22 protein-coding genes are annotated in these 25,650 nt (G+C 62.7%); 14 read left to right on the top strand and 8 right to left on the bottom strand.

The window, feature by feature from the left end:
- Positions 1-177: 177 nt before the first annotated feature.
- A complete protein-coding gene (locus tag AAF555_10160; GenBank protein MEM6911929.1) occupies positions 178-1,740 on the bottom strand; it encodes an SUMF1/EgtB/PvdO family nonheme iron enzyme in 1,563 nt (520 codons plus the stop codon).
- 119 nt (positions 1,741-1,859) lie between these two features.
- Here AAF555_10160 and AAF555_10165 point away from each other — a divergent pair, with 119 nt between their 5' ends.
- Entirely contained in the window at positions 1,860-3,161 is a 1,302-nt protein-coding gene (locus tag AAF555_10165) for an anthranilate synthase component I family protein (protein MEM6911930.1), read from the top strand.
- Between the two features lie 61 nt (positions 3,162-3,222).
- Here the strand turns inward: AAF555_10165 and AAF555_10170 are convergent, their stop codons facing one another.
- Positions 3,223-3,498, bottom strand: a complete 276-nt coding sequence (locus AAF555_10170; GenBank protein MEM6911931.1) for an HU family DNA-binding protein — start codon at positions 3,496-3,498, stop codon at positions 3,223-3,225.
- Between the two features lie 105 nt (positions 3,499-3,603).
- Between AAF555_10170 and AAF555_10175 the strand changes: the two genes are divergently transcribed.
- Genes AAF555_10175 through AAF555_10185 form a run of 3 tightly spaced genes read left to right on the top strand, consistent with a single transcriptional unit; the run spans position 3,604 to position 5,079 of the window.
- Positions 3,604-4,143 carry a gamma carbonic anhydrase family protein gene (locus tag AAF555_10175; protein MEM6911932.1) on the top strand — a complete coding sequence of 180 codons (540 nt, stop codon included), beginning with the start codon at positions 3,604-3,606 and terminating at the stop codon, positions 4,141-4,143.
- On the top strand, positions 4,140-4,634 hold the full coding sequence (locus AAF555_10180) for a bifunctional nuclease family protein (GenBank protein MEM6911933.1): 495 nt from the start codon (positions 4,140-4,142) through the stop codon (positions 4,632-4,634). The genes AAF555_10175 and AAF555_10180 overlap by 4 nt, the downstream gene beginning before the upstream one ends.
- A 28-nt stretch (positions 4,635-4,662) precedes the next feature.
- Positions 4,663-5,079, top strand: a complete 417-nt coding sequence (locus AAF555_10185) for a hypothetical protein (GenBank protein ID MEM6911934.1) — start codon at positions 4,663-4,665, stop codon at positions 5,077-5,079.
- On the opposite strand, the gene rpe is transcribed toward AAF555_10185, so the two are convergent.
- Positions 5,072-5,740, bottom strand: coding sequence for a ribulose-phosphate 3-epimerase (rpe, locus tag AAF555_10190; protein ID MEM6911935.1), 669 nt, complete (start codon positions 5,738-5,740; stop codon positions 5,072-5,074). The genes AAF555_10185 and rpe overlap by 8 nt on opposite strands.
- A 52-nt stretch (positions 5,741-5,792) precedes the next feature.
- Here rpe and tadA point away from each other — a divergent pair, with 52 nt between their 5' ends.
- Both tadA and AAF555_10200 read left to right on the top strand, forming a co-directional pair.
- Entirely contained in the window at positions 5,793-6,314 is a 522-nt protein-coding gene (tadA, locus tag AAF555_10195; GenBank protein MEM6911936.1) for a tRNA adenosine(34) deaminase TadA, read from the top strand.
- Positions 6,315-6,440: 126 nt separating this feature from the next.
- On the top strand, positions 6,441-7,256 hold the full coding sequence (locus AAF555_10200; GenBank protein ID MEM6911937.1) for a hypothetical protein: 816 nt from the start codon (positions 6,441-6,443) through the stop codon (positions 7,254-7,256).
- A gap of 161 nt (positions 7,257-7,417) precedes the next feature.
- On the opposite strand, the gene AAF555_10205 is transcribed toward AAF555_10200, so the two are convergent.
- Positions 7,418-9,328, bottom strand: a complete 1,911-nt coding sequence (locus tag AAF555_10205) for an ankyrin repeat domain-containing protein (protein MEM6911938.1) — start codon at positions 9,326-9,328, stop codon at positions 7,418-7,420.
- A gap of 92 nt (positions 9,329-9,420) precedes the next feature.
- Positions 9,421-9,834 carry an Rrf2 family transcriptional regulator gene (locus tag AAF555_10210; GenBank protein ID MEM6911939.1) on the bottom strand — a complete coding sequence of 138 codons (414 nt, stop codon included), beginning with the start codon at positions 9,832-9,834 and terminating at the stop codon, positions 9,421-9,423.
- A 76-nt stretch (positions 9,835-9,910) separates the two neighbouring features.
- On the opposite strand from AAF555_10210, the gene AAF555_10215 reads away from it, so the two are divergent.
- From AAF555_10215 to AAF555_10235, 5 genes are all read left to right on the top strand, one after another.
- Entirely contained in the window at positions 9,911-11,629 is a 1,719-nt protein-coding gene (locus AAF555_10215) for an NADPH-dependent assimilatory sulfite reductase hemoprotein subunit (GenBank protein ID MEM6911940.1), read from the top strand.
- Positions 11,626-12,360 carry a phosphoadenylyl-sulfate reductase gene (locus AAF555_10220; protein ID MEM6911941.1) on the top strand — a complete coding sequence of 245 codons (735 nt, stop codon included), beginning with the start codon at positions 11,626-11,628 and terminating at the stop codon, positions 12,358-12,360. The genes AAF555_10215 and AAF555_10220 overlap by 4 nt, the downstream gene beginning before the upstream one ends.
- 46 nt (positions 12,361-12,406) lie before the next feature.
- Positions 12,407-14,206: an assimilatory sulfite reductase (NADPH) flavoprotein subunit gene (locus AAF555_10225; protein ID MEM6911942.1), complete on the top strand. Its 1,800-nt coding sequence runs from the start codon at positions 12,407-12,409 to the stop codon at positions 14,204-14,206.
- 322 nt (positions 14,207-14,528) lie between these two features.
- On the top strand, positions 14,529-16,550 hold the full coding sequence (locus AAF555_10230; GenBank protein MEM6911943.1) for a hypothetical protein: 2,022 nt from the start codon (positions 14,529-14,531) through the stop codon (positions 16,548-16,550).
- A complete protein-coding gene (locus AAF555_10235) occupies positions 16,511-17,521 on the top strand; it encodes a MoxR family ATPase (GenBank protein ID MEM6911944.1) in 1,011 nt (336 codons plus the stop codon). The genes AAF555_10230 and AAF555_10235 overlap by 40 nt, the downstream gene beginning before the upstream one ends.
- A gap of 211 nt (positions 17,522-17,732) precedes the next feature.
- Here AAF555_10235 and AAF555_10240 read toward each other — a convergent pair whose 3' ends face one another.
- Together AAF555_10240 and AAF555_10245 are read right to left on the bottom strand one after the other, a co-directional pair.
- Positions 17,733-18,251, bottom strand: a complete 519-nt coding sequence (locus AAF555_10240; protein ID MEM6911945.1) for an N-acetyltransferase family protein — start codon at positions 18,249-18,251, stop codon at positions 17,733-17,735.
- Between the two features lie 84 nt (positions 18,252-18,335).
- Complete coding sequence (locus AAF555_10245) at positions 18,336-20,243, bottom strand: POT family MFS transporter (protein ID MEM6911946.1); 1,908 nt, start codon at positions 20,241-20,243, stop codon at positions 18,336-18,338.
- A gap of 330 nt (positions 20,244-20,573) precedes the next feature.
- On the opposite strand from AAF555_10245, the gene AAF555_10250 reads away from it, so the two are divergent.
- Genes AAF555_10250 through bioA form a run of 3 tightly spaced genes read left to right on the top strand, consistent with a single transcriptional unit; the run spans position 20,574 to position 24,453 of the window.
- Positions 20,574-21,920 carry an AAA family ATPase gene (locus tag AAF555_10250; protein ID MEM6911947.1) on the top strand — a complete coding sequence of 449 codons (1,347 nt, stop codon included), beginning with the start codon at positions 20,574-20,576 and terminating at the stop codon, positions 21,918-21,920.
- The gene (locus AAF555_10255; protein ID MEM6911948.1) at positions 21,917-23,167 is read left to right on the top strand and encodes a tetratricopeptide repeat protein; all 1,251 of its coding nucleotides are present in this window, start codon (positions 21,917-21,919) and stop codon (positions 23,165-23,167) included. The genes AAF555_10250 and AAF555_10255 overlap by 4 nt, the downstream gene beginning before the upstream one ends.
- Entirely contained in the window at positions 23,164-24,453 is a 1,290-nt protein-coding gene (gene bioA, locus AAF555_10260) for an adenosylmethionine--8-amino-7-oxononanoate transaminase (GenBank protein ID MEM6911949.1), read from the top strand. Before AAF555_10255 ends, bioA begins: the two co-directional genes overlap by 4 nt.
- Positions 24,454-25,518: 1,065 nt before the next feature.
- Here the strand turns inward: bioA and AAF555_10265 are convergent.
- On the bottom strand, positions 25,519-25,650 hold a 132-nt coding region (locus tag AAF555_10265; GenBank protein MEM6911950.1), incomplete at its 5' end, for a transposase.

The raw sequence follows: 25,650 nt of genomic DNA on the forward strand, positions 1-25,650 counted from the left end.
ATGGCCGAGTGGATTTCGGGCCAGACCAAGGCGCGACGAGGGCGCGGTGCAGGCACCGTAACCGACGAGCAACGCTGGGCTGGCTCGAAAGACTCCGGCTCTCCCTTCCCCGCGCTTCAGCGCCTCTTCCCCACAACACCTCCCCTCCATTCTAACAGTGAATTCTGGAGCTTGGTATTAGGGAGCCTCATCACGGACCATGCGGAAGCCGAGATAGAGTTCACGGGCCCCCGGCGGCTTCGAGCTATCCACTTCCCAGAGCCCAGCGCTCTCGAGCGGATCGGCAAAAGAGCCGCCTTTGATTTGGGGCACCTCGCTTTCAGGGTCCTGACCAGAGGGGCCCCAAGTGGCGGTCCACTCGGCCACATTGCCCGCCATCCCGATGGCCCCCGCCGGACTGCGATCTCCGGCAAAGGCATCCACGGGCGACCAAAATTCCACCTCATCGACTCCCCCTTCTTCGTTTTTGAGGTTGGCGAGGCCCTCGACCGCCTCGTCGCCCCACGGGTAACGCCGCCCCGCCTCTCCCCGCGCCACCCGCTCCCATTCCTCGACCGTCGGAAGACGCCCTTGGGCCCAAGCGGCGTAGGCAAAGGCGTCCCAGAAATCGACCCCAAAGACCGGGTAATCCGGGCTCAAGGCCACCCCTTCATAACTCGCTCCAAAAAAGGCCGCCTGGTAGATGGCCTCCCAATCCTCCGGCTGGTAGCTCCCCTTGTCCTCCGGCTCATCCCGGTGGGCGTAGGCCCCCATCGTCTCAGGGAATTCGGCCGCTTGTTCCAGGAACTCGGCATACTGTCCGATCGTCACCTCATGCTGCGCTACCCAAAAGGACCGCACGGTCGCTCTCTCCCCCTCGCCAAAGACAAACTCGCCCCCCGCCACCGGAAGGAAGGTGGCTTGGATCGAGGGCTCCTTCGGCTTCTCCCGATTGAAATAGCCCAAAACGGCATTCCCCCCTACCACGCAACCCACCAGCAACAGGAAAAGAAAGCCGTAGCCGCGGATCTGCTTGCGGAGCTTGAGCCGCTTGCGTTCCTGCTGGATTCGCTCGGAGCGCAGCCGCTTCGTCTCGGAGGGGCGCGCCCGCAACTCCCCTCGCACCTGGGCCACCAGCTCTTGGAAGCGCGCCCAGGTCAATCCCGCCACCTCCTCGGCCTGCAAGAGTTCGACGAAGCGACTCTGCACCAGCGGGGTGGCCGGGTCTTGGCTCGAGAGCAAATTGAGGACACTCTCGGCCAGCCGCTGGATGCTGGCCAGCCGCTCCTCCATCTCCTGCTCCCCGCTCGCCGCCAAGTTCATCAAGCGCACCTCCCCCTCCTCCGAGAGATAGACGTGCTCGGGCTCCAGCGGGGTGTGCGCCACCCCGGCGGATTCCAGCTTTCCCATGGCGGCCGCCGCCTCCGCCAGCACCGTCAAGCCCTGCCTGGCCGAGAGAAATTCCTGAGCCGCGTCCCAAGCTGCGAGCGACTTCCCGGGCAGCCTTTCGAAAGTGTAAAAGACGCCTCCCGCTACCCGATGGGCCTCAAAAACGGGGGCCAATCCCCCCACCTTGAGATTCGCCTTGGCTCGCACATTCTCCAGGAAACGCTGGACGGCCGACTCGTCCTCCGCCAGCTCCGGCCGCAGGCGCACCAACATGACGGTGCGGGCCACCGAAACCTGTTCCGCCTCATAGGTCCGGGAAATCGGCCCTTCGGCCAACAATCGCCCGATTTGGTAGTCGCCCAACTCTTCCATACTGGTGCCTCTCCTGCGCGTGGATTCTTACGGGTGCAATGGGAAACGCTCTTTCAGAAGGGCCAAGTTTCCGGCAGGCTTTCGTCTTGAAGCCACCGCGGAATTCGAGAAGCTCCCCCATGCCTGCCCGCAGCCTTCCCAGCGCCGAGGAGGCCAGCTCCTGGCAGCCGGTGGAAGTGGCCCGCCAGCTGGCTCATCTCGATGGATTCTGCTTTCTCGACACCTCGGGACACGAGCGAGAGGGCCGGGATCGCTTCTCGCTCCTGGCAGCCCACCCCGAGAGGGTGGTCGAAGGCCATCTGCAGGAGGACCTCGCCTCCTTCCGGGCCCTCTGGGAGGCCACCCAAAGCGAACCGGGCGGCGACCTCGGCCTGCCCGGGCCCTCTTGGATTGGCAGCGTGGAGTACGACGGCCATTTTGCCTTTGGCTACTACCCCCGGCCCCTCTGTTTCGACCACCAAAGCGCCCGTTGGTTGGGCGATCTCTCGCTCCTGAGCGAGCGAAAGCCCACTGCCCCACCTTCCGACTCGCAGGAGCCGGCCGGCAGGAACCCCTTCCCTCCCGGTCCCGCCCCTCGGCCCGGCCTGACCCGTCAGGAGTTCGAAGCGGCCGTGCGCCGAGCCCAAGCCTACATCGCCGCGGGCGATATCTACCAAGTCAATCTCTCCCAGCAGTTCTCCCTCCCCGCGCCCAGCTCGCTGGATAGCTTCGCCCTCTACGAGCGCCTTCGGCAGGCCTCGCCCGCTCCCCATGCGGCCTTTCTTCGCCAAGCCGGGCGAGATGTCCTCAGTGCCTCGCCCGAGACCTTCCTCCGCATGAGCGGCCGCCAGCTCCTGACCCGACCCATCAAGGGGACCCGGCCCCGCTACCGCGACCCCCAAACCGATGAACGCTCCGCCTACGAACTGCTGACCTCTGCCAAGGAACTGGCCGAGCTCGTCATGATCACCGACCTCGAACGCAATGACCTGGGCCAAGTGGCCGAGATCGGTAGCGTGACCGTGAGCGAACTCCTCAAGCTCGAACGCTTCGCCCAAGTCTTCCACCTCGTCTCCACGGTCGAAGCCACCTTGCGGGAACCGCTCGATCATTTGGATGTCCTCCAAGCGTGCTCCCCCGGCGGCTCCATCACGGGCGCACCCAAAAAACGAGCCCGTGAAATCATTGCCGAACTGGAGCCCATCCCTCGCGGCCTCTACACCGGAGCCATCGGTTACCTCGGGGCCAAGGGAGAGAGCCAATTCAGCATCGCCATCCGCACCATGGTGCGGGAGGGAGGCCAGCTTCACTTCCATGCTGGGGCTGGCATCGTGGCCGACTCCGTGCCCGAGCGCGAGTATGAGGAAACCCTGCAAAAAGCCAGCGGCCTCTTCCAGGCCTTGGCCCGCCCTTGGCCGGAAGCGCGGGCTTGCTCGACATGAAAAAAGCCGTCGCGGACTCCACGACGGCTTCTCTTAAAAAAAATGCTGGCAGAGCCTGCCTTCAGAGACTGCCCTTGAGCCCGGCCCCGGGCGTGAAACGGACGGACTTGGAAGCCTTGATCTTGAGCGGTTCGCCCGTCTTGGGATTGCGGCCCATGCGGGCGGCGCGCTTGCTGACTTTGAAAGTGCCGAAACCGATGATTTGCACCGTCTTGTCCTTTTTGATCCCCTTGGTGATCGAACCGAGAACGGCATCGAGCGCATCGCTCGCTTCTTTTTTGGAGGCCTCTTTGCCGAGGGACTTCTGAATGGCTTCTATAAGTTCAGACTTGTTCATAGACCAAAACGGTGGCTCCGCTTGAGGATACTGTAAAGTGTTATCGACTAAAGAAATCGCCCCCAGCCTTGATATTGCAAGGACTGGCCGCCTCCCGCCCGCATCATGAGCCTTCATCCCTACCTCCAGTTTCAGCCAAAAATCGACCCGAGCGCCTTCATCGCTCCCTCGGCCGATCTCATTGGCCGCGTCACCGTGGAGGAGAAGGCCAGCATCTGGTATGGGGCCGTTCTCCGTGGGGATATCGAGGCCATTCACATCGGCGCCCATAGCAATGTCCAAGACGGCAGCGTCATTCACCTCGAGAGCCAGCGCGGCACCCACGTGGGGGAGTATGTCACCGTCGGGCACAAAGCCCTCCTGCATGCCTGCGAAGTCCAAGACGAATGCCTCATTGGCATGGGCGCCATTGTCATGGATCACAGCGTGATCGGGGAACAGTCGCTGGTGGCGGCCGGAACGCTCGTGCTCAAACACACCATCGTGCCCCCCGGCTCGCTCGTCCTGGGCAGCCCAGCCCGAGTCGTGCGCCCCTTGAGCCCGGAAGAACGAGCCTCGCTCAAGCCTTGGGCCGAAAAATACGTCCGCGTCTCCCGCAAATACCTAGACCGTAAGAGCGCCTCCCCCTCCGGCAACGCTTCTTGAGCTCACCCGCCGCCATGGATATCCTGCCCGCCCACGTCAAGACCGTGCTCCCCACCAGCGGAGGGGCGGCCGTCTTTCTGGAAACAGAAGAAAAGGTCTTCGTCATTTACATGGACCACGCTATGGGCGCGGCCATCACGATGCAGATGCGAGACGTGCCCAAGGAGCGCCCCCTGACCCACGACCTCATCGGCTCCCTTCTGGAGGGCTTTGGGGCCCGAGCCAGCCGTGTCATTGTGAATGAATTTCGCGAGGACATCTTCTTCGCCCGCCTCATCCTGGAAGCGGAGAACGAACTCCTCGGTCATCAGATCATTGAATTGGATGCACGTCCTAGCGATGCCATCACCATCGCCACCCAGCAGAGCGCCCCCCTCTTCGTGACCCGCCAAGTCCTCGATGCCGTCGAGGACATGACCCACATCTTGGAAGAAATGAAGAACCGCGGCTTCCAAGTCGACGAAGACGCAGGCCCGCCCGACGCCCCCTGAGAAACCCTCTCCTCTCCCTCACCCCTCCATGAACGCCCTCTACCGCGCCCTCGCCTTTCTCCTCATGCTCGCCCTCGGGGCCTGGGTCGGCTGGACCGCTTGGCAAATTGAAGGCGCCGTGCAAGCGGCCGAAAAAGAGAAGTTGGAAATCGAAATCCCGCTCCAGAAATCCATCCCGCCGCCCGGGCAAGGCTTCGTGCAAATCGAAGACCTCGAGGCCTCCTGGAAGCGGCTGGGTCCGGCTCGAGAACGCCTGCAAGAACTCCTCGAGAACGAAGGCCTCTTGCAATCGCCCGCAGCCATCGCGCTCTTTGCCTTGGCCGCCTACTGCCTCTTCGCCATCCAAGCGCGCCTCTTCAAATTTCTCTCATTCATCGCTCTCCTGGTGGCCCTCGGCGCCTTGGGCCTGGCTTGGCAGCGAGGCTACCTCCCCTTCGTCAGTTAGCCGCGCGCAGTGCCGCGACCGCCTCCGCCATGTCAGGGGCTTGGAAGGTGGAGGAACCCGCTACCATCACATTGGCTCCCGCTCGGGCGCAGAGCCCCGCCGTCCCCACGCCGATTCCCCCGTCCACCTCGATTTGGAAGGAAAGGCTTTGGGCCGCCCTCGCCTCGACCGCCGCTTCGATTTTCGGCAAGACTTCCGGCAGAAACGCCTGCCCCCCGAAACCGGGCACCACCGTCATCAAGAGGAGGAGATCGATCTGGTCGAGAAAAGGAAGCGCCGCCTCAAGGGAAGTGGCCGGGTTGAGGGCCAGCCCGAAATGAAGCCCCGCGTCCCGGATCTCGTGGGAAATCGCCACCAAATCCACCTTGGCCTCCGCGTGCACCGTGATGACATCGGCGCCGGCGTCGCGAAAGGCCTCCCAGTAGCGAGCTGGCTCCTCGATCATAAGGTGGACATCCAGAAAGGCCTCCGGACCCGTCGCTTGCCGACAAGTCTCGACCACGGCCGGGCCGAAGGAGATATTGTTCACGAAATGCCCATCCATCACATCCAGGTGCAGCCAATCCGCGCCCGAGGAAAAGGCGCGCTGGGCCTCGGCCCCGAGTTGCGAGAAATCGGCCGCCAACAAAGAAGGGGCCACGATTCGTGGGTTGAGCTCCATGGCTGGTTCCCTATCCTGTCGGGGAAAACTGCGCAAGCGCCTTCCCGCCCTCATGACGAATGCCCTGCTCGAACTGCTGCCTGACCGCGATGAGCACTTCATGCGGGAAGCGCTCCGGCAAGCCGCCAAAGCCTACCGGGCCACCGAGGTGCCGGTCGGGGCCGTCGTGGTGGATGCGGCAGGCCACATCATCGGACGCGCTTGGAACCAAGTGGAACTGCTCAAGGACGCCACCGCCCACGCCGAAATGCTGGCCCTGACCCAAGCGCAGGCCCACGTGGGAGATTGGCGTCTCTCCGGCTGCACCCTCTACGTCACCAAGGAGCCCTGCCCCATGTGCGCCGGAGCCATCGTCCACTGCCGGCCGGACCGGGTCGTCTTCGGCTGCCCGGATGAGAAAGCCGGAGGGGCCGGAGGCCTCTACAACATCCTCCAAAGCGATTCGCTGAACCACCGCTGCGAAATCACTTCAGGAGTTCTCGCCCAAGAATCCTTGGCGCTTTTACGGCAATTCTTCAGCGAAGCCCGGGCCAAGGCCAAAGCCGCCAAGGCAGCACGGGATGCCCCACCCTAAGCTTTTTTCGCGCAAACCGCTGATTTGGGCCTGCTTTCTGCTCCTCTTTTCTACGGAGTAAAGTATCCATCCAGCGAGTCTCCCCCAGCCCGCTCCCGTCTGATTCCAGATCAACCGCCGGCTGCCATGAAAACGACCTTCTTTCTTTTGGGGATTTGTCTCCTGCTCCCTCTAGGGGCCATCGCGGAGCCGCAGGAGTGGTTCAATGCGGATCGCTCCCAATCGTTTATCGCGGAGTGGATCGCGCTCGAAGGCCAAGAAGTCACCCTTCGCCGCAGCAATGGGGCGACCGTCACGCTGGCCCTGGAGCGCTTCAGCCCCACCTGCCAAAGCAAGCTCAAAGAGCTGGCTGCCTCTCCCCTCCCGTCCGGTAGCGAAAGGATGGCCCGCTTGGCCGCCATCGAAAACTCTGCCTCCGCCGGTCTCCCCTCATCCCGCCGAGCCTCCCTGGCCAAGCTCCTCCAAAGCTTCCCCCTCGGCACCAGCCAAAATAAAATCTTGAAAGCCGCCAATCGTTCCACCCTTCTGATGCCGGTGGATTCCGATGTGGTCGTCTTTGGGACCACCTCGCGCGATGGCTACCAAACCCGAGTCGGCGGCCAGCCCTTTCACCTCACCTTCGAATTCGCGCAGGGCTTGCTGGTGGAAGTGACTCTCCAAAGCCCCGCCATGGAAAAAAGCCTCTTCTCCACCCAGGCCAAAACCCTCTGCGCCAGCTTGCGCGAGCAAATCGCCACCCAAGTGGGCCCGCCCAGCTACCCGGCCGCTTACCCTCCTCTTCGCTTCCTGCAAGAAGGCCACTACGTCAGTCATGCTGTTTGGGAAAAGCCGCAAAAAAATTGGGGGCACCTCTTTGTGGGGGTGGGGCTGGAAAACGGGCAAGTCCATTGCCTCCTGCGCCATCGGGAAGAGCCCTTCGCCATGGTGGCCAATGCGCGCTAAATTGCTCCGAAAAGGCCGCCTCCTACCCAGCGACCTGCTCAAGTGGTAGCCCAGTCGCGCGCTTCCATCTCGCACGCGCAGGAACCGCGAAACCTGACCCTCTACGCCGCTCCCTCCAAGCAACCAGATTCCCCCGCGGCTCCCATCCCTCGGCCATCCCCCTATTTGCGAATGATCACCCGGGTGCCGCGATCCGCCACGCCCCAGAACTCCCGGACGTTTTTCATCGGCATGCGAATGCAACCGTGGGAAGCCGGGTAATTCGGGACATAGCCATAATGCATCCCAAAGGCGCTGCAGCTTAGTCGCATGAAATAGGGCATGGACGAGCCGTAAATCGTCGAAGTCCAGTGCCGGTGGCGATTGGTGATGACAAACTCCCCCGTGGGCGTGCCGTGGCCACGCTTGCCCGTGGAAACCCGACTGGTCAGCTGGGGCACGCCATCTTTGAAAAGCACGGCCCGCTGCTCGGAAAGATCGATTTCGATGTGAATGACATCTCTCTCCTGGTCGGGATCCTTGCCCAGGAGCACCTGCATGCAGCGGATGTGCCCCTGCTCGGAAGCGAAGTGGATGGGGTAGCGCTTGTAATTGCGGGTGTAGCGATTTTTGCTGGCCCCGTAGTCGAGGAGCAACTGGACCAAACGATCGTCCCCCGTGGAAGCCGCCACCATGAGAGGCGTGATGCGGGAATCGCCATTGCGGAGATAGAAATTGAGATGGCGATCGCCGATCAAATCCCGCCACTCCTTGGCCACGCGTGAAGGCAGGTAGGACTCCACATTGGCCCCCGCCTCCAGAAGCTTACGGACAATGCTCTTCTCCCGCAGCGCCACCGCCGTGAACAGCACCGGGACGCCATAGGCATCTTCCGCGTTGGGACTGGCTCCCACCGAAAGCAGGGCATGGACGCGGAAATGCTTGCGCGCCCAGACCGCTTCCAAAAGAGCATGCTCGGCGCTGTTGGCCGAGAGAAAGGCCGGATCCGCCCCCCGGTCGACGAGTCGTTCCACGAGGGCCTCATTCTCCGACTCGGCCGCCAATCGGATGGGGGCCAGCTCTCCCTCCCAAGTCGGATTGACCTCTGCCCCCGCCTCCAGCAAATAATCCACCAAGGCCCAATCGCCCACCTGGGCCGCATACTGCAAGGGCCGGAGACCCGCCTCGTCTGGAGCATCCATCGGGACCCCCGCCTGCAAGAAGGTGGGAAGCAGCTCCGGTCGATTCAAATCCAGCAAGACCGCCACCGGCGGCAAGGAAACCCGCCCGGCAAAGAAGGGGTCGGCCCCCGCCCGCAAAAGCCGCTTCACAAAATCCACCTGCCCCGCCTCCAAGGCCACCCAGAGCGGCGGCTCCAAGCCCTTGCCATCGGGGTCGGCCCCTTGTTGGAGCGCCTCCCAGGCCAGCGACATCCGGCCCGCGCGGAGCGCCTCATTGAGCGCCCGTTCCCAGCCTCCTGAAGTCAGGGCCGGCCTAGCCCCTCTCTCGATCAAACCCAAAAGAAAGGCCTCCTCGGCCTCCGACTGGTAGGCCAAGTCGTACGCCAACCGACCCAACCCATCTGGCCGATTGGGATCCGCCCCCAGCTCCAGCAGCCACTCCGCAAAATCCCAATCTGCCGCCAAAAGCGCTCCTTCCAAAAGCGACGGGCCCTCCACACTGGCCACCAAAGGATCCGCCCCCGCCGCAATCAGCTCCTCCACTTGCCGCCGATCTTGATGGCGCAAAGCCAGCCCCACCGGGAACCAGCCGTCGGGCGTCGCCACCTCCACCGGAGCCTCCGGCTCCCTCAGCAAGCGCCGAACCACCGAAGCCTCCCGAAAACGCAGCGCCAGCGAGAGCGGCGTCTCCCCCCAGCCCTCCTCTCGCCACTGAGGCGCTCCCGCCACCAGCAGCAAATCCAGCAGCTCATCCTGCCCATAGCGCGCGGCCGCCTGCATCGCCTCATAGTTGGGGACGATCCCGCGGCCCTCCAAATCCAAGACCGCCTCCTCAGACAGGGAGACTTCCTCCTGACAGCTCGTAAGCAGCCCGAGAAAAAGGGTCCAAAGAGGGAAAAGGAAGCGGCGCATGCGAAGCAGAGATGAGACGCAAACTTGCGAAGAAAGTCAAGATGGAACGGCGGGATTTGGCTGCAAGGACCGCGCCAAGAAAAGAACTCCTTTCAAATCACCCAATCGGCCGAACTCCCGTCTGAAAGAAGATCGGCCAGCGTCCACTCGCTGAGCGCCTTCTCCAGCCCCGCAAAGACCTCCTTCCAAGCGCCAGCGGCCGCCGGCCCGCTCTCCCCCCCCTCAGGATCGTTCAGCTCCAGCACCCTTCCCTCGAGCGCCTGCGCGATGTCCAAAAGCGAAATCTCCTCGGGCCGTCTCGCCAAAAGATACCCCCCATTCTTGCCCCGCCTGCTCGCCACCAAGCCCGCCGGACGCAACTCGTTCAAAATCTGCACCAAGTAATGGGGGGAGAGCGCCTCCGCCTCAGCCAGCTCCTCCGCCCGACGCACCTCTCCGCGCTCGTAGGTCCGGGCCAGCTGGACGAGAGCCCGCGTGGCATACTCGATTTTCAAAGGCAGCCGCATCTTTTTAAAAATCCTGTTGCCAACAGCCCTCGTATCAAACATAAGTAAACCGCGCAACTTAATTCGGATTATTTCCATGGCTGGCAACGAATCCATCAAGACGGCCTCGAACTACCTTCGAGGCACCCTCATTGAATCCCTCGCCAACGGGATCACTGGCTCCGTCACCAAGGACGACACCCAGCTGACCAAATTCCACGGCATCTACCAGCAGGACGACCGGGACATCCGCGCCGAGCGTCGCAAAAAAAAGCTCGAGCCCGCCTACTCCTTCATGATTCGGGTTCGGGTCCCGGGCGGGGTCTCCACCCCCCAGCAATGGCTGGAAATGGACCGCATCGCGCACGAGCACGCCAATGGCACCATCAAGCTGACCACCCGTCAAGCCTTCCAATTCCACGGGGTCATCAAAAGCAATCTCAAGCGGACCATCCGGGAGATCAATGACTCGCTCCTCGACACCATCGCCGCCTGTGGCGACGTCAATCGCAACGTCATGTGCAACCCGAATCCCTTCCAGAGCCGGGTCCATGCCGGGGCCCAGAAACTGGCCCAGCAGATCTCCGATCACCTCACCCCTCGCACCAGCGCCTACCACGAAATCTGGCTCACGGACGACGAAGGGGAAAAGCACAAAGTCACCAAAGAGCCCGACGTCGAACCCATCTACGGCCCGACCTACCTACCACGGAAATTCAAAGTGGTCGTAGCCGTGCCGCCCAGCAATGACGTCGACATCTTCGCCAACTGCCTCGGCTACATCGCGATCGTCGAAGACGACGAAATCATCGGTTGGAACGTGACCGTGGGCGGCGGCATGGGGATGACCCACGGAGACACCCAAACCTTCCCGCGCTTGGCTGACATCCTCGGCTTCTGCACCCCGGAGCAGGCCGTGGAAGTGGCTGAAGCCGTCGTGCGGGTGCAAAAGGAATATGGCAACCGCCTCAACCGGAAAAACGCCCGCCTCAAATACACCATTGAAAACTTTGGCATCGAATGGTTCCGCAACGCCGTGGAACAGCGGATTGGCTACCCGCTCCAGCCGGCTCGTCCCTACAAATTTGAGCACAATGGCGACCGCTTCGGTTGGAGCCAAGACCACCTGGGGAACTGGCACTACGGACTCTTCGTCGAAAACGGCCGCCTCTACGACACCGAAGAAAACCCTGCCCTGACCGGTCTGCGGGAAATCGCCAAGGTTCACGAGGGAGACTTCCGCCTGAGCGCCAACCAAAACCTCGTCCTCTCCCGCATCCGCCCGGAGAAAAAAGACGAAATCCAAGCTCTGCTCGATGAATATGGACTGGATGGCGGCCAACACCGGACCGCCCTCCGCCGCAACTCCATGGCCTGCGTCGCCCTCCCCACCTGCGGCCTCTCGCTCGCCGAATCGGAACGCTACCTCCCCAAGCTGATCAGCGATCTGGATGACGTCGTGGAAGAAGCCGGCCTGCGCGATGACGACATCGTCATCCGCATGACCGGCTGCCCCAACGGCTGCGGCCGGCCCTACCTGGGCGAAATCGGCTTCGTCGGGACCGGCCCGAACACCTACAACCTCTACCTGGGAGCCGGCTTCGCCGGAGAACGCTTGAGCAAACTCTACCAGCGGGACGTCAAGGACCGGGAAATCGTCTCGACCCTCCGCCCCATCCTCCTGGACTACGCGCAAAATCGCCAAGCGGGAGAGCACTTCGGGGACTTCACCATCCGGGCCGGGTATGTCCACGCCACCACCGCGGGGAACAACTTTCACGAAAACATCATCGAGCGGGAGGCCGTCCTCGCATGAACGCCATCGCACCGGAGACCCCCGCGCTCGACCTGGCCGCGCTCAACGAAGAATTCGCCCAGCTCACCCTCAAAGAGCGCTTCGCCCTCATCGGAGAGCGCTTCGGCGAACGCGCCATCGCCAGCACCAGCGCCGGGGCCCAAGCCAGCGTCATGCTCCATCTGGTCACCAAGCACCTGCCCCAGCTCCCCATCGTCTTCATCGACACCGGCTACCACTTCCGGGAAACCTACCACTACCTCGAAACGCTCAAAGAACGCTTCGGGGCTGACTTCCGCGTCTACACCTCCAAAATCACCCCCGCCCGCCAAGAAGCCCTCTGGGGACAACGCTGGGAGGGGGATGCCAAAGACCTGGAGCAATACGGCCTCCTCAACAAAGTCGAGCCCATGAACCGGGCCCTCCGGGAGCTGGGGGCCACCACCTGGCTGAGCGGCGTCCGCAGGGCCCACAGCAGTGGCCGGGCCCAGCGCAACTTCTTTGAACAGCAGAAAGGCACCTTGAAAATCTTCCCCATCCTCGACTGGAGCGAAGACGACATGGCCAACTACATGACCCTCTACAGCCTCCCCGCCCACCCCCTCGTCGAAAAAGGCTACGTCTCCATCGGAGACTGGCACAGCACCAAACCGCTCGAAGAAGGCATGCACGCCGAAGACACTCGCTTCAATGGCATCAAGCGCGAATGCGGCCTCCACGAAGCGAGCGACGTCTCGAACTTCCAAATCTGAGGCCCCCAACTGAAGCGCCAAGCGAACTCCGCCCCTCCTCCTCCCCATGCAGCTCCCCGACTACGCCCCCTTCGACCCCGCCCAGCGCCAAGCCCTCGCCAGCCTCCTCGCCACCATGACGCCCCAGCAGGCCTCCTGGCTGAGTGGCTTCGTGGCCGGCGCGCAAACGGCCGGACAGGGCGCGGCCGCCGCTCCCGCTCCTGCATCAGCCCCTGCCCCAGCCGCCAAAAGAGAACTGACCGTCCTCTTCGGCACCGAATCGGGCAACTCCGAGGCCCTCGCGGACCAAACCGCCAAACTCGGCAAAAAAAACGGCTTCAAAGTCAAAACGCGCAACATGAGCGAAACGAAGGCCCAAGACCTGGCGGCCGTCGAAAACCTCCTCGTCGTCGTCAGCACCTGGGGGGATGGCGACCCTCCCGAAGCCGCCATCGGCTTCTACGAAGACCTCATGGGGGAGCAGGCCCCCGCCCTCGACGGCCTTCACTTCTCGGTCTGCGCCTTGGGGGACACCGCCTACGAACAATTTTGCGAAACGGGCAAGCGCATCGATGAGCGACTCGAAAAACTCGGCGGCCAGCGCGTCCACGCCCGCCAGGATTGCGACGTCGAATACGAAGAACCCTGGAAAGCCTGGGTCCAGCCCGCGCTCGACGGCTTCCCGCAAACCGCCGCCCCCTCCCAAAGCGTCCCCGCCCCCACCACCAGCTCCACCTTCGTGGTCGAAGCCGCCCCCCTCGCCCCGCCCCCCGCCCCCGTCTATGACAAGAAAAACCCCTGGCCGGCCGAACTCCTCGAAAAGGTCAACCTCAACGGAACCGGCTCGGCCAAAGAAACCTGGCACTACGAATTCTCCCTCGAAGACTCCGGGCTCCGCTATGAACCGGGCGATGCCCTCGCCGTCCTCCCCGAGAATCGCCCCGAAGACGTCGAAGACCTTCTCATCGCCGGGAAATTCGAAAGCGGCCTCGCCGCGGACCTCCGCACCAAATATGACATCACGAACCTCTCCCAAAGCCTCGTCAGCAAATACAACGAACTGGCCGGGAGCAGCAAACTGAGCCGACTGCTCGACCCCAAAAAGAAAGACGAACTGAAAAGTTGGCTGCACGGACGGCAAATCATCGACCTCCTGCAAGAATTCCCCATCGCCGGCCTGACAGGAAAACAATTCACCGGCCTCCTCCGCAAGCTCCAGCCCCGGCTCTACAGCATCGCCAGCAGCCTGAAAGCGCACGAAGACGAAGTCCACCTAACCGTCGCCAGCGTCCGCTACACCACCCACGGGCGGGACCGCGTGGGCGTCGCCAGCACCTACCTCGCGGATCGGGTCCAAAGCGGGGACCGCGTCCCCGTCTACTTCCACCAAAACAAAAACTTTCGCCTCCCGGAGAACCCGGAAACGCCCATCATCATGGTGGGCCCCGGCACCGGCATCGCCCCCTTCCGCGCCTTCATGGAAGAGCGCGTCGCCACCAAAGCCAGCGGCCAGAATTGGCTCTTCTTCGGGGATCAGCGCTACTCCTATGACTTCCTCTACCAACTGGAATGGCAGGAATACTTTGCCGAAGGCCAACTCCACAAACTCAGCACCGCCTTCTCCCGCGACCAAAAGCACAAAATCTACGTGCAAGACCGCATGAAAGAAGAGGCCGCTGAACTCTACCGTTGGCTGGAAGAAGGGGCCTACTTCTATGTCTGCGGGGACGCCAGCCGCATGGCCAAAGACGTCCACCAAACCCTCCTGGGAATCATCGAAAGCCAAGGAGGCCACACCCGAAACGAAGCCGAAGCCTACCTCAAAGCCCTCCGACAAGAAAAGCGCTACCAAAGGGACGTCTACTGATACCAAGCTGCAGAATTGGCTGGTAGAATGGCCGAGTGAATTTCGGGCCAGACCAAGGCGCGACGAGGGCGCGGTGCAGGCACCGTTACCGAGAAGCAACGCAGGGCTGGCTCGAAAGACACCGGCTCTCCCTTCCCCGCGCTTCAGCGCCTCTTCCCCACAACACCTCCCCTCCATTCTACCAGTGAATTCTGGTGGTTGGTATGAGGCCGCACAAAGCGTCCCGCGACACTTGACCCCCGAAACCCGAAACCTCCGCCCTCGGGATAAGAGTCCCAGTTGCTTTCCGGGGCCGCCAGCCGCATCTTCCCACACCGTGTCGATGCCACCTCACCCCACCCTACTCCTCCGCCTGGTAGCCGCCCTGCTCGGCGGCGGGTTGGGGAGCCAGGCGGCCGCCGCGGAAAGCCCCCCTCGCGAGACCGTCCAGCAGTTCTTCACCGCGCTGCGGAACCCAGACCAGGCGCTCCCTCTTCAGGAAAATCCACTCTTCCGCATCTCCCCTTTCTGCCCTCCCGAAAAGATTTCGGAATACCAATCCTCCCTCGACAGCTTTCGCCGGGAGACCTTGGCGGGAGACTGGCGCTTCCAAATTGAACAGGAGCGGGCCGACGGACGCTTCGCCGTCCTGCTGGCCTCCCTGCGCAGCCCCCGCCGTCCGCTGGAAGTCCGCCTGCTCTCCCTCTGCCTCCTCCGTAAAAAAGAGCGCTGGCAGCTGGCCCCCGGACTCAGCCACTACCAAAATGCCGACTACGGTTTCGGCGCGGAAGCCAGCAGACGGGTCCGCGACTTGGAATCCTGGGCTACCGACCGGTCAGGGGCCCTTCAGGCCCAACTGGAAGCCACCGCCGAACGCAGTCTCTGGGACCGTTTGGAAAAAAAAGTGGCCGCGCACGGAGCCGCTTTTTTTAGCGCGCCCGAAAAAGTGCTCCAAGCCTACCTCGAAGCCAGCCAAGCAGGGGACCTCCTGGAAATGCTGGCGCTGATCGACCTCCCGCCCGACGCCCTCCCAGCGGAAAAGCGCGAGCTGATCCGCCTGCTCAGCTCCTCCGCCTCCCTCCCCGAAGAAGCCCTCCTCCCGGGAGGCGCCCCGGCCAAAGTCTACCAGACCCTCCTCGCCAGCCAAACTCGAGGCTCCCAGCAAGTCACGGCCGTGGGGCACTACGCCCCGCTCCGCCAGCGCAGCCTCGAAGTGCACAGCCACTACCTGCAAGAGCGGGAAGGGGCCTGGCGGGTCATGCCCTTGTCACAGGTCTCGGCGATTCCCTTCGCGGACGCTTGGGAGATCGAGGAAGAACTGCTCGATTGGATCGAACGGCAAGACCGGCGGCTCGAACAAGACTTTGTCAGTTGGCTGCATGCGCAAGCAGGCAAAGTGGCGGCCCCGCGCGCTCGCCCCTTTGCTGAGCAACTCCTGCGAGACTTTCGCCAGCACCTCCTGACAGGGGATCTCCTGGGAGCGCTCGCCCTGGTCCGGCCCTCGGCGGACCGTTCCCCCTTCGAACAAAAGCACACCCTCACCGTCATCGGGGACCTGATAGCCCGCTACGCCGGGCGGGAATCCTTCCGCCTCTTTCACATCGAGGAAGAAGGCGACCTCGCGACCGGGTTCTTCTGCTACTTCCAAGCCAAAGACCTAGCCGACCCCTACTTGGAATCCCTCTTCGCCGTCCGCCTGGAAAACGGTTGGCAACTGCTGCCCTCCATGGACGAACTGGATCTGCCCAAGGAGCTGGAAAACCCAGAGCGCCAGCGCAGCGGCCAAGAACTCCGTCACTTCCAGCGCCGCCAGCAAGAGCTTCTCCGGACCCGGGCCCGCGCCTCCTTCCTGGCGGACTTGCCCCGCGTCGCGACCGCCGCCGGACCCACGCCTCCCTCCGCGGAAGAAGCCCGGGCCCTCTTCCGGCGCTTCCATGAAGCCGCGCGGGCCAGGGATCTGACCGCCCTCCTCGCCCAATGCGCCATCCTGCCCGACCTGGAAGCCAGCGAATTGAAAGACGCGCTCCTCGGCCTGCAAGCCGCCCTGCGCGATCGGGAGAATTCGAACCAAAGCTACCAAGTCCTCGAAGTGAAAACCGCGGGCGGCTGGAGTGGCCTGCTGGTGGAACTCGATCACCCGGGCGAGGAAGCGCCTCTGCAAAAACTCTGGCTCGCGACCCGCTGCGGCGAGAGCGTCCGCTTGCTCCTCCAAGGGGAATTCTTTCCCGACAGCAACCCCGGCTACCAAGCCATCAACCGCGACCTCCTGCAAACCCTCTCCCGCCTGCCGGAAACGGATCGCGCGGCCATCTCCCAACTCCGCACATGGCATCAGAAGCAACAAAAGAACCCACCGCAGGACTGAACGGAGGCCCGAGCGACCCGGAGCCGCCGGCCGTCCAGCAGGCCGCCGAAAGTCTCCAACGCTTGGCTGACAATGTGGGCCAGGTCATCCGCGGTCAGGAGACGGCCATTCGCAAGGTCCTCGCGGCCCTCGTGGGAGGGGGACACGTCCTCTTGGAAGACTACCCGGGCACCGGGAAAACCACCTTGGCCAAGGCCCTCTCGAAATCGATCTCGGAAAGCGATTTCACCCGCGTTCAATTCACCCCGGACCTCCTCCCCTCTGACATCCTGGGTGTCTCCATTTGGGACCAAAACACCCGGGAATTCCGCTTCCAGCAAGGGCCCATCTTCACCCACATCTTGCTGGCGGACGAGATCAATCGCGCCTCTCCGCGAACGCAATCCGCCCTCCTCGAAGCCATGGGAGAAAGGCAAGTCACCATTGAGGGGCGGCGCTATGCCTTCGACCAAACCTTCTTCGTCATCGCCACCCAAAACCCGGTCGAATTCCGCGGCACCTACCCCCTCCCGGAGGCTCAGATGGATCGCTTCGCCCTCCAGTGCACCCTCGGCTACCTCACCGTGGAAGAAGAAATGGCCATCCTGAGCGACCGGGAAAGCGATCGCCCCCTGGAAAGCCTCCAGCCCGTCCTCTCTCTCAGCGAACTCCAAGCCATCCGGCACGCGGCCGAAAACATCCGCCTGGCCGAAGAGATCAAAGAATACATCGTCCGCTTGGTGGCCGCCACCCGTCAGCGGGCCGAGATCAAACTCCCCGCCAGCCCCCGCGCCAGCCTCACCCTCATGCGCCTGGCCCGCGTCTTCGCCCTTCTAGAGAAGCGCGAATTCGTCATCCCCGAGGATGTCCAAGCCCTCGCCCAAGACGTCCTCGCCCACCGCATCGTGCTCGACAGCGAAGCCGCCTTCGGTGGCCGCAGCCCCCGCGCCGTCGTCAGCGAAATCCTCGAAAGCGAACCCGTGCCAGCGTAGCCAGCGTTGACCGAAGCCATGGTGGCTACCTCATACCAAGCTGCAGAATTGGCTGGTAGAATGGCCGAGTGGATTTCGGGCCAGACCAAGGCGCGACGAGGGCGCGGTGCAGGCACCGTAACCGACGAGCAACGCTGGGCTGGCTCGAAAGACTCCGGCTCTTCCTTCCCCGCGCTTCAGCGCCTCTTCCCCACAACACCTCCCCTCCATTCTACCAGTGTATTCTGGAGGTTGGTATCAGCCGTCGCCCTAAAAACAACAAATCCCGCTTGTTCCCGTCCAGCTCCGCCACACCCGGCAAGCGACCCCACTCCTCGAAGCCCGCTCGCTGAAACAGCTTCAGACTGGCCGGATTGTGGCCGAAAACCAGGGCCAAAAGAGTCTCGACCCCCAGGACCGAGGCTCGCTCCAAGACCTCTTGTAGGATGCCTCGCCCCAGCCCGCGCCCCTGCACCTCGGGCGCCAGGTAGAGACTGACCTCCGCCGTCTTACCGTAGGCGGCCCGCTCGTGGTAGGGGCTGAGAGCCGCCCAGGCCGAGACTCGCCCCCCGTCCTCGTGCACCCAAATGGGGCGCTGCGCATCGTGGGCCTCGAACCACTTTCGCCGCCCCGCCACCGTGACCGGCTCGAGATCCGCCGTCGAAACGCGGCTGGGAATGGCTGCGTTGTAAATCTCCACAATGCGCGGGAGATCCTCTTTTCGCGCCGTTCGCAGGAGGCTTGCTGGCATGGACTTTTTAGGACGCATTGGCGGAAAAAAGAGACAGAAGCTGCCACGAAAACCCCAATCCCATGGGGAGAGGGCGGGCCGGCCTCAGGGAGAGGTCGCCTCGCCCCCTTCTTCGTCTCCCTGGAGATAACTCTTCATCTCATAGCGCTTGGCGAAAGGCACAAAGGCCAGCGCCGTCACGAACATCAGCCCGGCGAAGAACCAGAAATAGAGCGCGCCCTCCATCTTGAGCTGCCCGCCCACAAAGGCTACCGACGAAAGACTCCCCTCCTCTGGCTGCGGCCGGTCGTCGTCCACACCCAGCTCCGCCTGGCGCCGTTCCAGCCAAGTGCTTGCCGGTCGCAGGTGGCTCAGCCAGCCACCGCTCGCTGCCTCCTTGGCAGGCTCCGGCGCGTGCACTTCCAGCCCGAGATCCCACTTCGTCCCCCTCTCCCCATCCGGTCCCGCGCTTCGCAGCCGCGCGGTGATGGCATTGCGCAGGTCGTACACCAGGGGATGGCCCCAAGCGTCTTGGCTACTGGCCACCAAGCGGGCCCCTTCTTCCAGGGAGGGCAACCGGCCGCTCTCCTCCCAGTGGGCCTCGACCCGGGCTTCCACCTCCAAAAACGTTTCTTTCCCCGCGAAATCGATGTCCGCGATGACATCGTTCTCGAATCGATAGCTGAGATCATCCGCGGAGCCGCCCCGGCCATCCGCTCCCGGGTGCCGGAGGGTGGCCTCCCCCGTGGGAAACTCCCCCGCCTGAAATCGCTCGCTCATCTCCTCACTGGGCGAGGGAATTTGGATGAACGAATTGATACCCGAAGTCAGGAAATTGCCCGCCGCCACCGAAAGGAGGTAGAAAGAGAGAATGAAGGACTTCATGGTCTTGGGCGACTGGGTGTAGGCGAATTCCAGCGCCACGATCGAGACCAAAATCTCAGAAGCGGTCAGCAGAAAGGTCGCCAAAATCTGCCAGCCGATATTCGGTCGCGCCCCGCCATCGATCCAGGTCTGGACCAAGGCCACTAAGACAAAGGCCGTCACCATGAGAAAAAGCCCGGCCCCGATTTTTCGGAGAGGATTGAGCGGAAGGACTTTCTCGACCGCTGGGTAGACCACGAAAGTGAAAAGCGGGATGAGCGTCAGCACAAAAATGGAATTGAGCGATTGCACCTGGGAGGGCAGCGGCTCCCAACCCAGAAAATTTCGATCCATGTCCTGCGCTTGGAAAATCCACGAAGACCCATGCTGGTCGAAGAGCGCCCAAAACATCGCCACAAAGGCAAAGAGCCCCCCCAGCTTGCCGATGGCCCGCAGACCCTCGGGGCTCTTCACTTCCCGAAAAAACTGCCTCCCCCCCGCGGGAATGTGCACGAAGCGCTCCCGCCCCATCCAGAAAACCAGCGTGGCCAACGCCATCAGCACACCCGGCACCCCGAAAGCCCAGTGCGGCCCATGCCACTTGAGCAACCACGGGGTCAAAAGCATCGAAGTGAAGGCCCCCAAATTGATGGAAAAGTAGAACCAATTGTAAATCTTGGTCAGCAGGTGCGCGTTCTTGCGACCAAACTGATCCCCCACATGGGCAGAAACACAGGGCTTGATCCCGCCCGAGCCCAGCGCAATCAAACCCAAGCCCATCCAGAGCCAGGCCGTGGCCTCCCCCAGCGTTCCCATGAGGGCGAGCGCCGCGTGACCCATGCAGTAGACGACCGAGAGCCAGATGATGGTGCGGTACTTGCCGAAAAAGGCATCACTCAAAATGGCCCCCAAAAGAGGCGTGGCATAGACGAAGCCATTGAAAAGATGGACCTTCTCATTGGCCGCCGCCCGGCTCATGGCCAAGCCGGGCACCTCATTCATGAGGTGAAGATACTGGGCCAGGAAGACCGCCAGCACCGCCTTCATCCCATAAAAGCTGAAGCGTTCGGCCGCCTCGTTGCCGATGATGTGCGGGATGCCCGTGGGAAACCGCTCGGTCTCGGCAGGCAGGGTGCGGTAGGCAGACATGGGAACCCACCTAGAAGCAGATTGGACGTCCTCGCAAGACCCCAGCCTCCTTGAGAAAGACGCCCAGGCGCTTTCCCGGAGATTCCGCTCGCTGAAAGCCCTTGAAATCCTAATACCAAGCTGCAGAATTGGCTGGTAGAATGGCCGAGTGGATTTCGGGCCAGACCAAGGCGCGACGAGGGCGCGGTGCAGGCACCGTAACCGAGCAGCAACGCAGGGCTGGCTCGAAAGACTCCGGCTCTTCCTTCCCCGCGCTTCAGCGCCTCTTCCACACAACACCTTCCCTCCATTCTTCCAGTGAATTCTGGAGGTTGGTATGAGATTGGCCCCATGTCCGACCTCCCGCCGGAAGTGGAAACCTTACAGCAAGCCCTGGCTCTCTCCCCGGAGAACACCCCGCTGCGCCGCCTCCTCGCGGACGCCCTCGTGCGACACGGCCACTTCGGACCCGCCTTGGAACACTACCGCGAATGCCTCCGTCAAAGCCCTGAGGACAGCAGCGTGCTGTTGGCCTTGGCAGACGCCTACCAGCGGCTTGGCAAGAACAACGAATCCTTGGTCATCCTGGAACAGTTGATCGAAAAAGACACCCCGGAAGCCGAAGCCTATCACCTCCACGCCCGCCTCTTGGCCGGGGCTGGCCAGCTCGCCAAAGCCGCCGAGTCCTTCGCCCAAGCCAAGTCCCTCCAGCCCGAGCTGGAAGACCCCGAACTGGAAGAGACCCTCCGGGAGGCCCTTCGCCAAAACTCGCCCGTTCACGAGGAATTCGATGTCAAGGTTCCCGCGGGCGACCTGCCGGAGGACTTCTTCACCGAGCTCGAAAAGCCGCGGATCGACTTCGATTCCGTCGGCGGGATGGACGAAGTGAAAAAGCAAATTCGGATGAAAATCATCCTCCCCCTCGAAAACCCGGATCTTTACCAAGCCTACGGCAAAAGCGCCGGCGGTGGGGTGCTTCTCTATGGCCCGCCCGGCTGCGGCAAAACGCTCATCGCCCGGGCCACGGCCGGTCAGGTGAACTCCGGCTTCATGGCCATTGGCATTCACGAAGTGCTCGACATGTGGATCGGCCAGAGCGAGCGCAATCTGCACGCCCTCTTCGAGCAAGCGCGTTCCGCCAAACCCTGCGTGCTCTTCTTCGATGAGGTGGACGCCCTGGCCGCCAGCCGCACCGACATGCGCCAAAGCGCCGGCCGCCAACTCATTAACCAATTCCTCGACGAGCTCGATGGCGTGAACGCCCAAAATGACGGGCTCCTCATCCTCGCAGCCACCAATGCCCCCTGGCACCTCGACCCCGCCTTTCGTCGCCCCGGCCGCTTCGACCGCATCCTCTTCGTCCCCCCACCGGATGAACCCGCCCGCCAGTCCATCTTTCAGATTCAACTCCGAGAGAAACCCCTTGGCGAAATCGACTACCCGAAACTGGCCAAACTCAGCCAGCACTTCTCGGGCGCGGACATCGCCGCCGCCATCGACCAAACCATTGAGAAGCAACTGGAGGTGGCCGCCGAAACCGGCCAGATCCAGCCCCTCCGCACTAAGGAACTGGCCCAGGCCATCAAACGGATCAAGCCCTCCACCAAGGAATGGTTTGCGACCGCCAAAAATCACGCCCTCTACTCGAATGAAGGCGGGCACTACGACGAAATTCTCGACTACCTCAAGCTCCGATGAGTTCCCCCGCCTTCCAACGCGCCCAGCTCCTCCTCCAGCAGAATCGAGCCGAAGGGGCCGAGCCCGAAATCCGCCGACACCTCGCCGAACAGCCGCAAGACCCCTTCGGCCACGCCCTCCTCAGCCAAATCCTCAATCAGCTGGAGCGCCATCCCCCCGCCATCGAAGCCGCGCGGGAAGCCGTCTCGCTGGCCCCGGATCTCGCTTGGGTCCACTACGTCCATGCCCAAGCCCTCCTCAGCCATAACCAGCCCAAGCCCGCGGCCGCCGCCATCGCCGAAGCCCATCGCCTCGACCCAGAGGACGCCGACGTTCTCGGCCTGCGCGCCTGGATCTGCCTGACCCGGGAACAGTGGGAGGAAGGCCTTCGCTGGGCGCAAGCCGCTCTGGCGCTCGACCCCGAGCACACCCAATCCCTGAACGCGCGCGCCCACGCGCTCCAAATGCTCAATCGCAACGAAGAAGCCGCGCAATCCCTCCAGGAAACCTTGGCCGCTGCCCCGGAAAACAGCTTCGCCCACGCCAACCAAGGCTGGCACCAGCTCCGGCAGGGGCACGAACAGCCCGCCATCGGGCACTTCAAGGAAGCGCTCCGACTCGACCCTGAAAATGAATATGCCCGCTCCGGCATTCTCGAAGCCCTCAAAGCGCGCAACCCCATCTACAAGCCCATCCTGGCTTACTTCGTCTGGATGAGCCGGCTGAGCGAGGGCGCTCGCTGGGGCGTCATCCTCGGACTCTACCTCATCTATCGCTTCGGCGGCGACCTCCTCACCTCCTCCCCGGAAAGGCTCCCATGGGCCATCGCGCTCATGGCCCTCTACCTCCTATTTGTCCTCACCTCCTGGGCCGGTCCCACCATCTTCAACCTCACCCTTTGGTTTCACCCTCTCGGGCGCCATGCCTTGAACGACCGGGAAAAAACCGCCTCCCTCCTCTGCTTCATCGCCCTCCTGGGTGGGGTGGGGGCCTTGGGGACCTGGACCATCGACCCCAGCGATCTCGGACGGCTCGCCTGGGCCGCCCTCTTTCCTTTTCTTTGCATCCCGATCGCCACCGCCTACACCCTGGAAAGCCCTCCCCGCAAGCGCCTCGGCTTCGGTCTCCTCCTACTGCTCTCGGCCCTCGTCCTCAGTGGATTCACGCTCGACTTATTGGGTCACCCTCTCTCGGGAGCGCTCCGGGTCTTCTCCATCTTGGGGCTCGCCCTCTACACTTGGCTGGGGAACTTTCTGGCCCGCGAGTGAATCCCTCCTCCCAACAGCCCGAACTGAAAGACCGCGACCGCGCGCACGGCTGGCATCCCTTCACCCAGATGGCAGCCTGGGACGACCCGGCCTTCTCGCCCGTGGTCATCGAACGCGGGGAAGGCGTCTGGCTCTGGGACACCGAAGGCCGGCGCTACCTCGACGGAAACTCCTCCATCTGGACCAACCTCCACGGCCACGGCCACCCCGCCATCGTGGAAGCCATAGCCCGGCAAGCCCGCCAGCTAGACCACAGCTCCTTCCTCGGCTACACCCATCCCCGCGCCATCGAGTTAGCGGAACGCCTCTGTGGATTCTTCCCGGCCGGCACCCTGGAGCGCTGTTTCTTCTCGGACAATGGCTCCACGGCCATCGAAGTCGCCCTCAAGCTCGCCATCCAATACCGCCAGCAAAATGGCGAGCCGGAAAGGACGGGCTTCGCCAGCTTTGCCAACGCCTACCATGGGGACACCCTGGGCGCGGCCTCCCTCGGGGGCGTCACCACCTTCTTCGAACGCTTCGCCGCCTTCGGCTTGCAGCCGGAGCGCGTTCGAGATCTAGCCGACCTGCAACGCCTGGACGCCAGCCAGCTGACCGCCGTCATCATCGAACCTCTCATCCAAGGAGTGAATCGCATGACCCCTTGGCCCAGCGGAATGCTTCGTGAACTGCGTGCTTGGTGCACCCAGCACGACGTCTTTCTCATCCTGGACGAAGTCATGACAGGCTTCGGCCGGACCGGCACCCTCTTTGCCTGCCAGCAGGAAGACATCCTCCCCGACTTCCTCTGCCTCGCCAAAGGACTCACCGGCGGCACCCTCCCCCTGGCCGCCACCCTGACCACCCCACGCCTCTACCAAGGCTTCCTCGGGGGCCCCGACCGCACCTTCTACTACGGGCACAGCTACTGCGCCAACCCCCTCGGCTGCGCCGCCGCGCTCGCCTCCTTGGACCTATTTGAAAAGGAACAAACCCTCGAACACCTCCCCGCCAAAATCGAGCGGCTCCGCCAAGGGCGGCTCGCCCTCGAAGCCCGGCACCCGGAAGTTTTGGCCACACGCCAATGTGGTTTCATGGCAGGCATCGATCTGGCCCTGGACGGAGCGAGCTTCTGCCGCCGACTCCTAGGGCACGGACTTCTCACCCGTCCCATTGGTGACACCGTAGTCCTGCTCCCGCCCCTCGCCATCGACTTGGAGGAACTCGACTTCGCCTTCGCCGCCCTCTCCTCGGCCCTCACCAGCCCACCACCCACAGCCGAAGTCAAAGCGCTCCCAGACCACTAGCCCGGATATTTCATGAAGACCAGCATCGCGGGCCACCATTTCAGCTGACTTTCGCATCATGTCTTCGTTTCGCCCTAGAAGACCTTCACACCAGCCACCTCCCGGCGTGCCGGATGGCAAGGTCTTCTTCATCACCATCAAGGCAGAACCGCGCGGCGCGCGGGCCTTGCTTGAGACAGGGAACAGCAAGGCGATTCTCAACGCCGCCAGGCATTATCATCAGAGGCAGATCTGGCGCCTGCATTTGCTGCTAATACCAAGCCACAGAAATAGCTGGTAGAAGGGCCGCGTGAATTTCGGGCCAGACCAAGGCATGACGACGGCGCAGTGCAAGCACTGCAACGGAGGAGAAACGTTGGGCTGGCTTGAAAGGCACCGGCTCTACCCCCCTTGCGCTTCAGCGCCTTTTACCACCGCAACAACCTTCCATTCTGCCAGCTAATTCTTTGGGTTGGTATAATCATGCCAGACCATCTCCACGCATTACTCAGTGTCCCAGGTGACCAATCTCTTGCTGGGACGATAGGAAGCTCAGAAGTCCTTTCTCGCCAAACGCTTCGCTATCGCGTGGCAATCGAACTTTTTCGATCATCGCATTCGCAATGATGAATCCTACCTCGAAAAGGCGCACTACATCTGTCAAAACCCGGTCCGTGCAGGATTTATCGAAGATTCCGAAGCCTGGCCGCATCGTCTGACCCACGAGGATCTACCTTAGAAAAACCCAGCGTTGGTGGGCCGCGACGTCCTCGGCGCGGCGGGTGCGATGAGCCGATTCTCAAATCAGCTAGCCACCCAAGGCCTTTCCGGCTACCCATCACTTGGGATCAGCTGCACCCAGAAGAAGAACCCTCCACCCACCGCGCCGGGGACGTCGCGGGCCACCGGGGAAGACTTACTATTCCGTTTTCCGGGGGGCTTCTGCTAGCATGGCTCCCACGGGCTTGCCCAAACCTCCCTCATCTCCCGGGGCGGTTAGCGCCTGCTTTAGATCGTTTGTGCCGGGTTTGGGCCACTTGAAATTGGCGCAGTCCTCCTCACCTATCCAACACAAAAGGGTTCAACTCAAATTTTAATGGGTGATAGGTCGAGTTTGCCGAGGAAGAAGAGGATGCGGGTTCTGTAGGAGTGGAAGTGGTGGAAGCCTCTGGCTGAGGATTTGATGGCTTGGATGCGGCTGTTGAGGCCTTCGCTCAG

The sequence above is a fragment of the Verrucomicrobiota bacterium genome (assembly GCA_039027815.1).
Classification (GTDB): Bacteria; Verrucomicrobiota; Verrucomicrobiia; order Verrucomicrobiales; family JBCCJK01; genus JBCCJK01.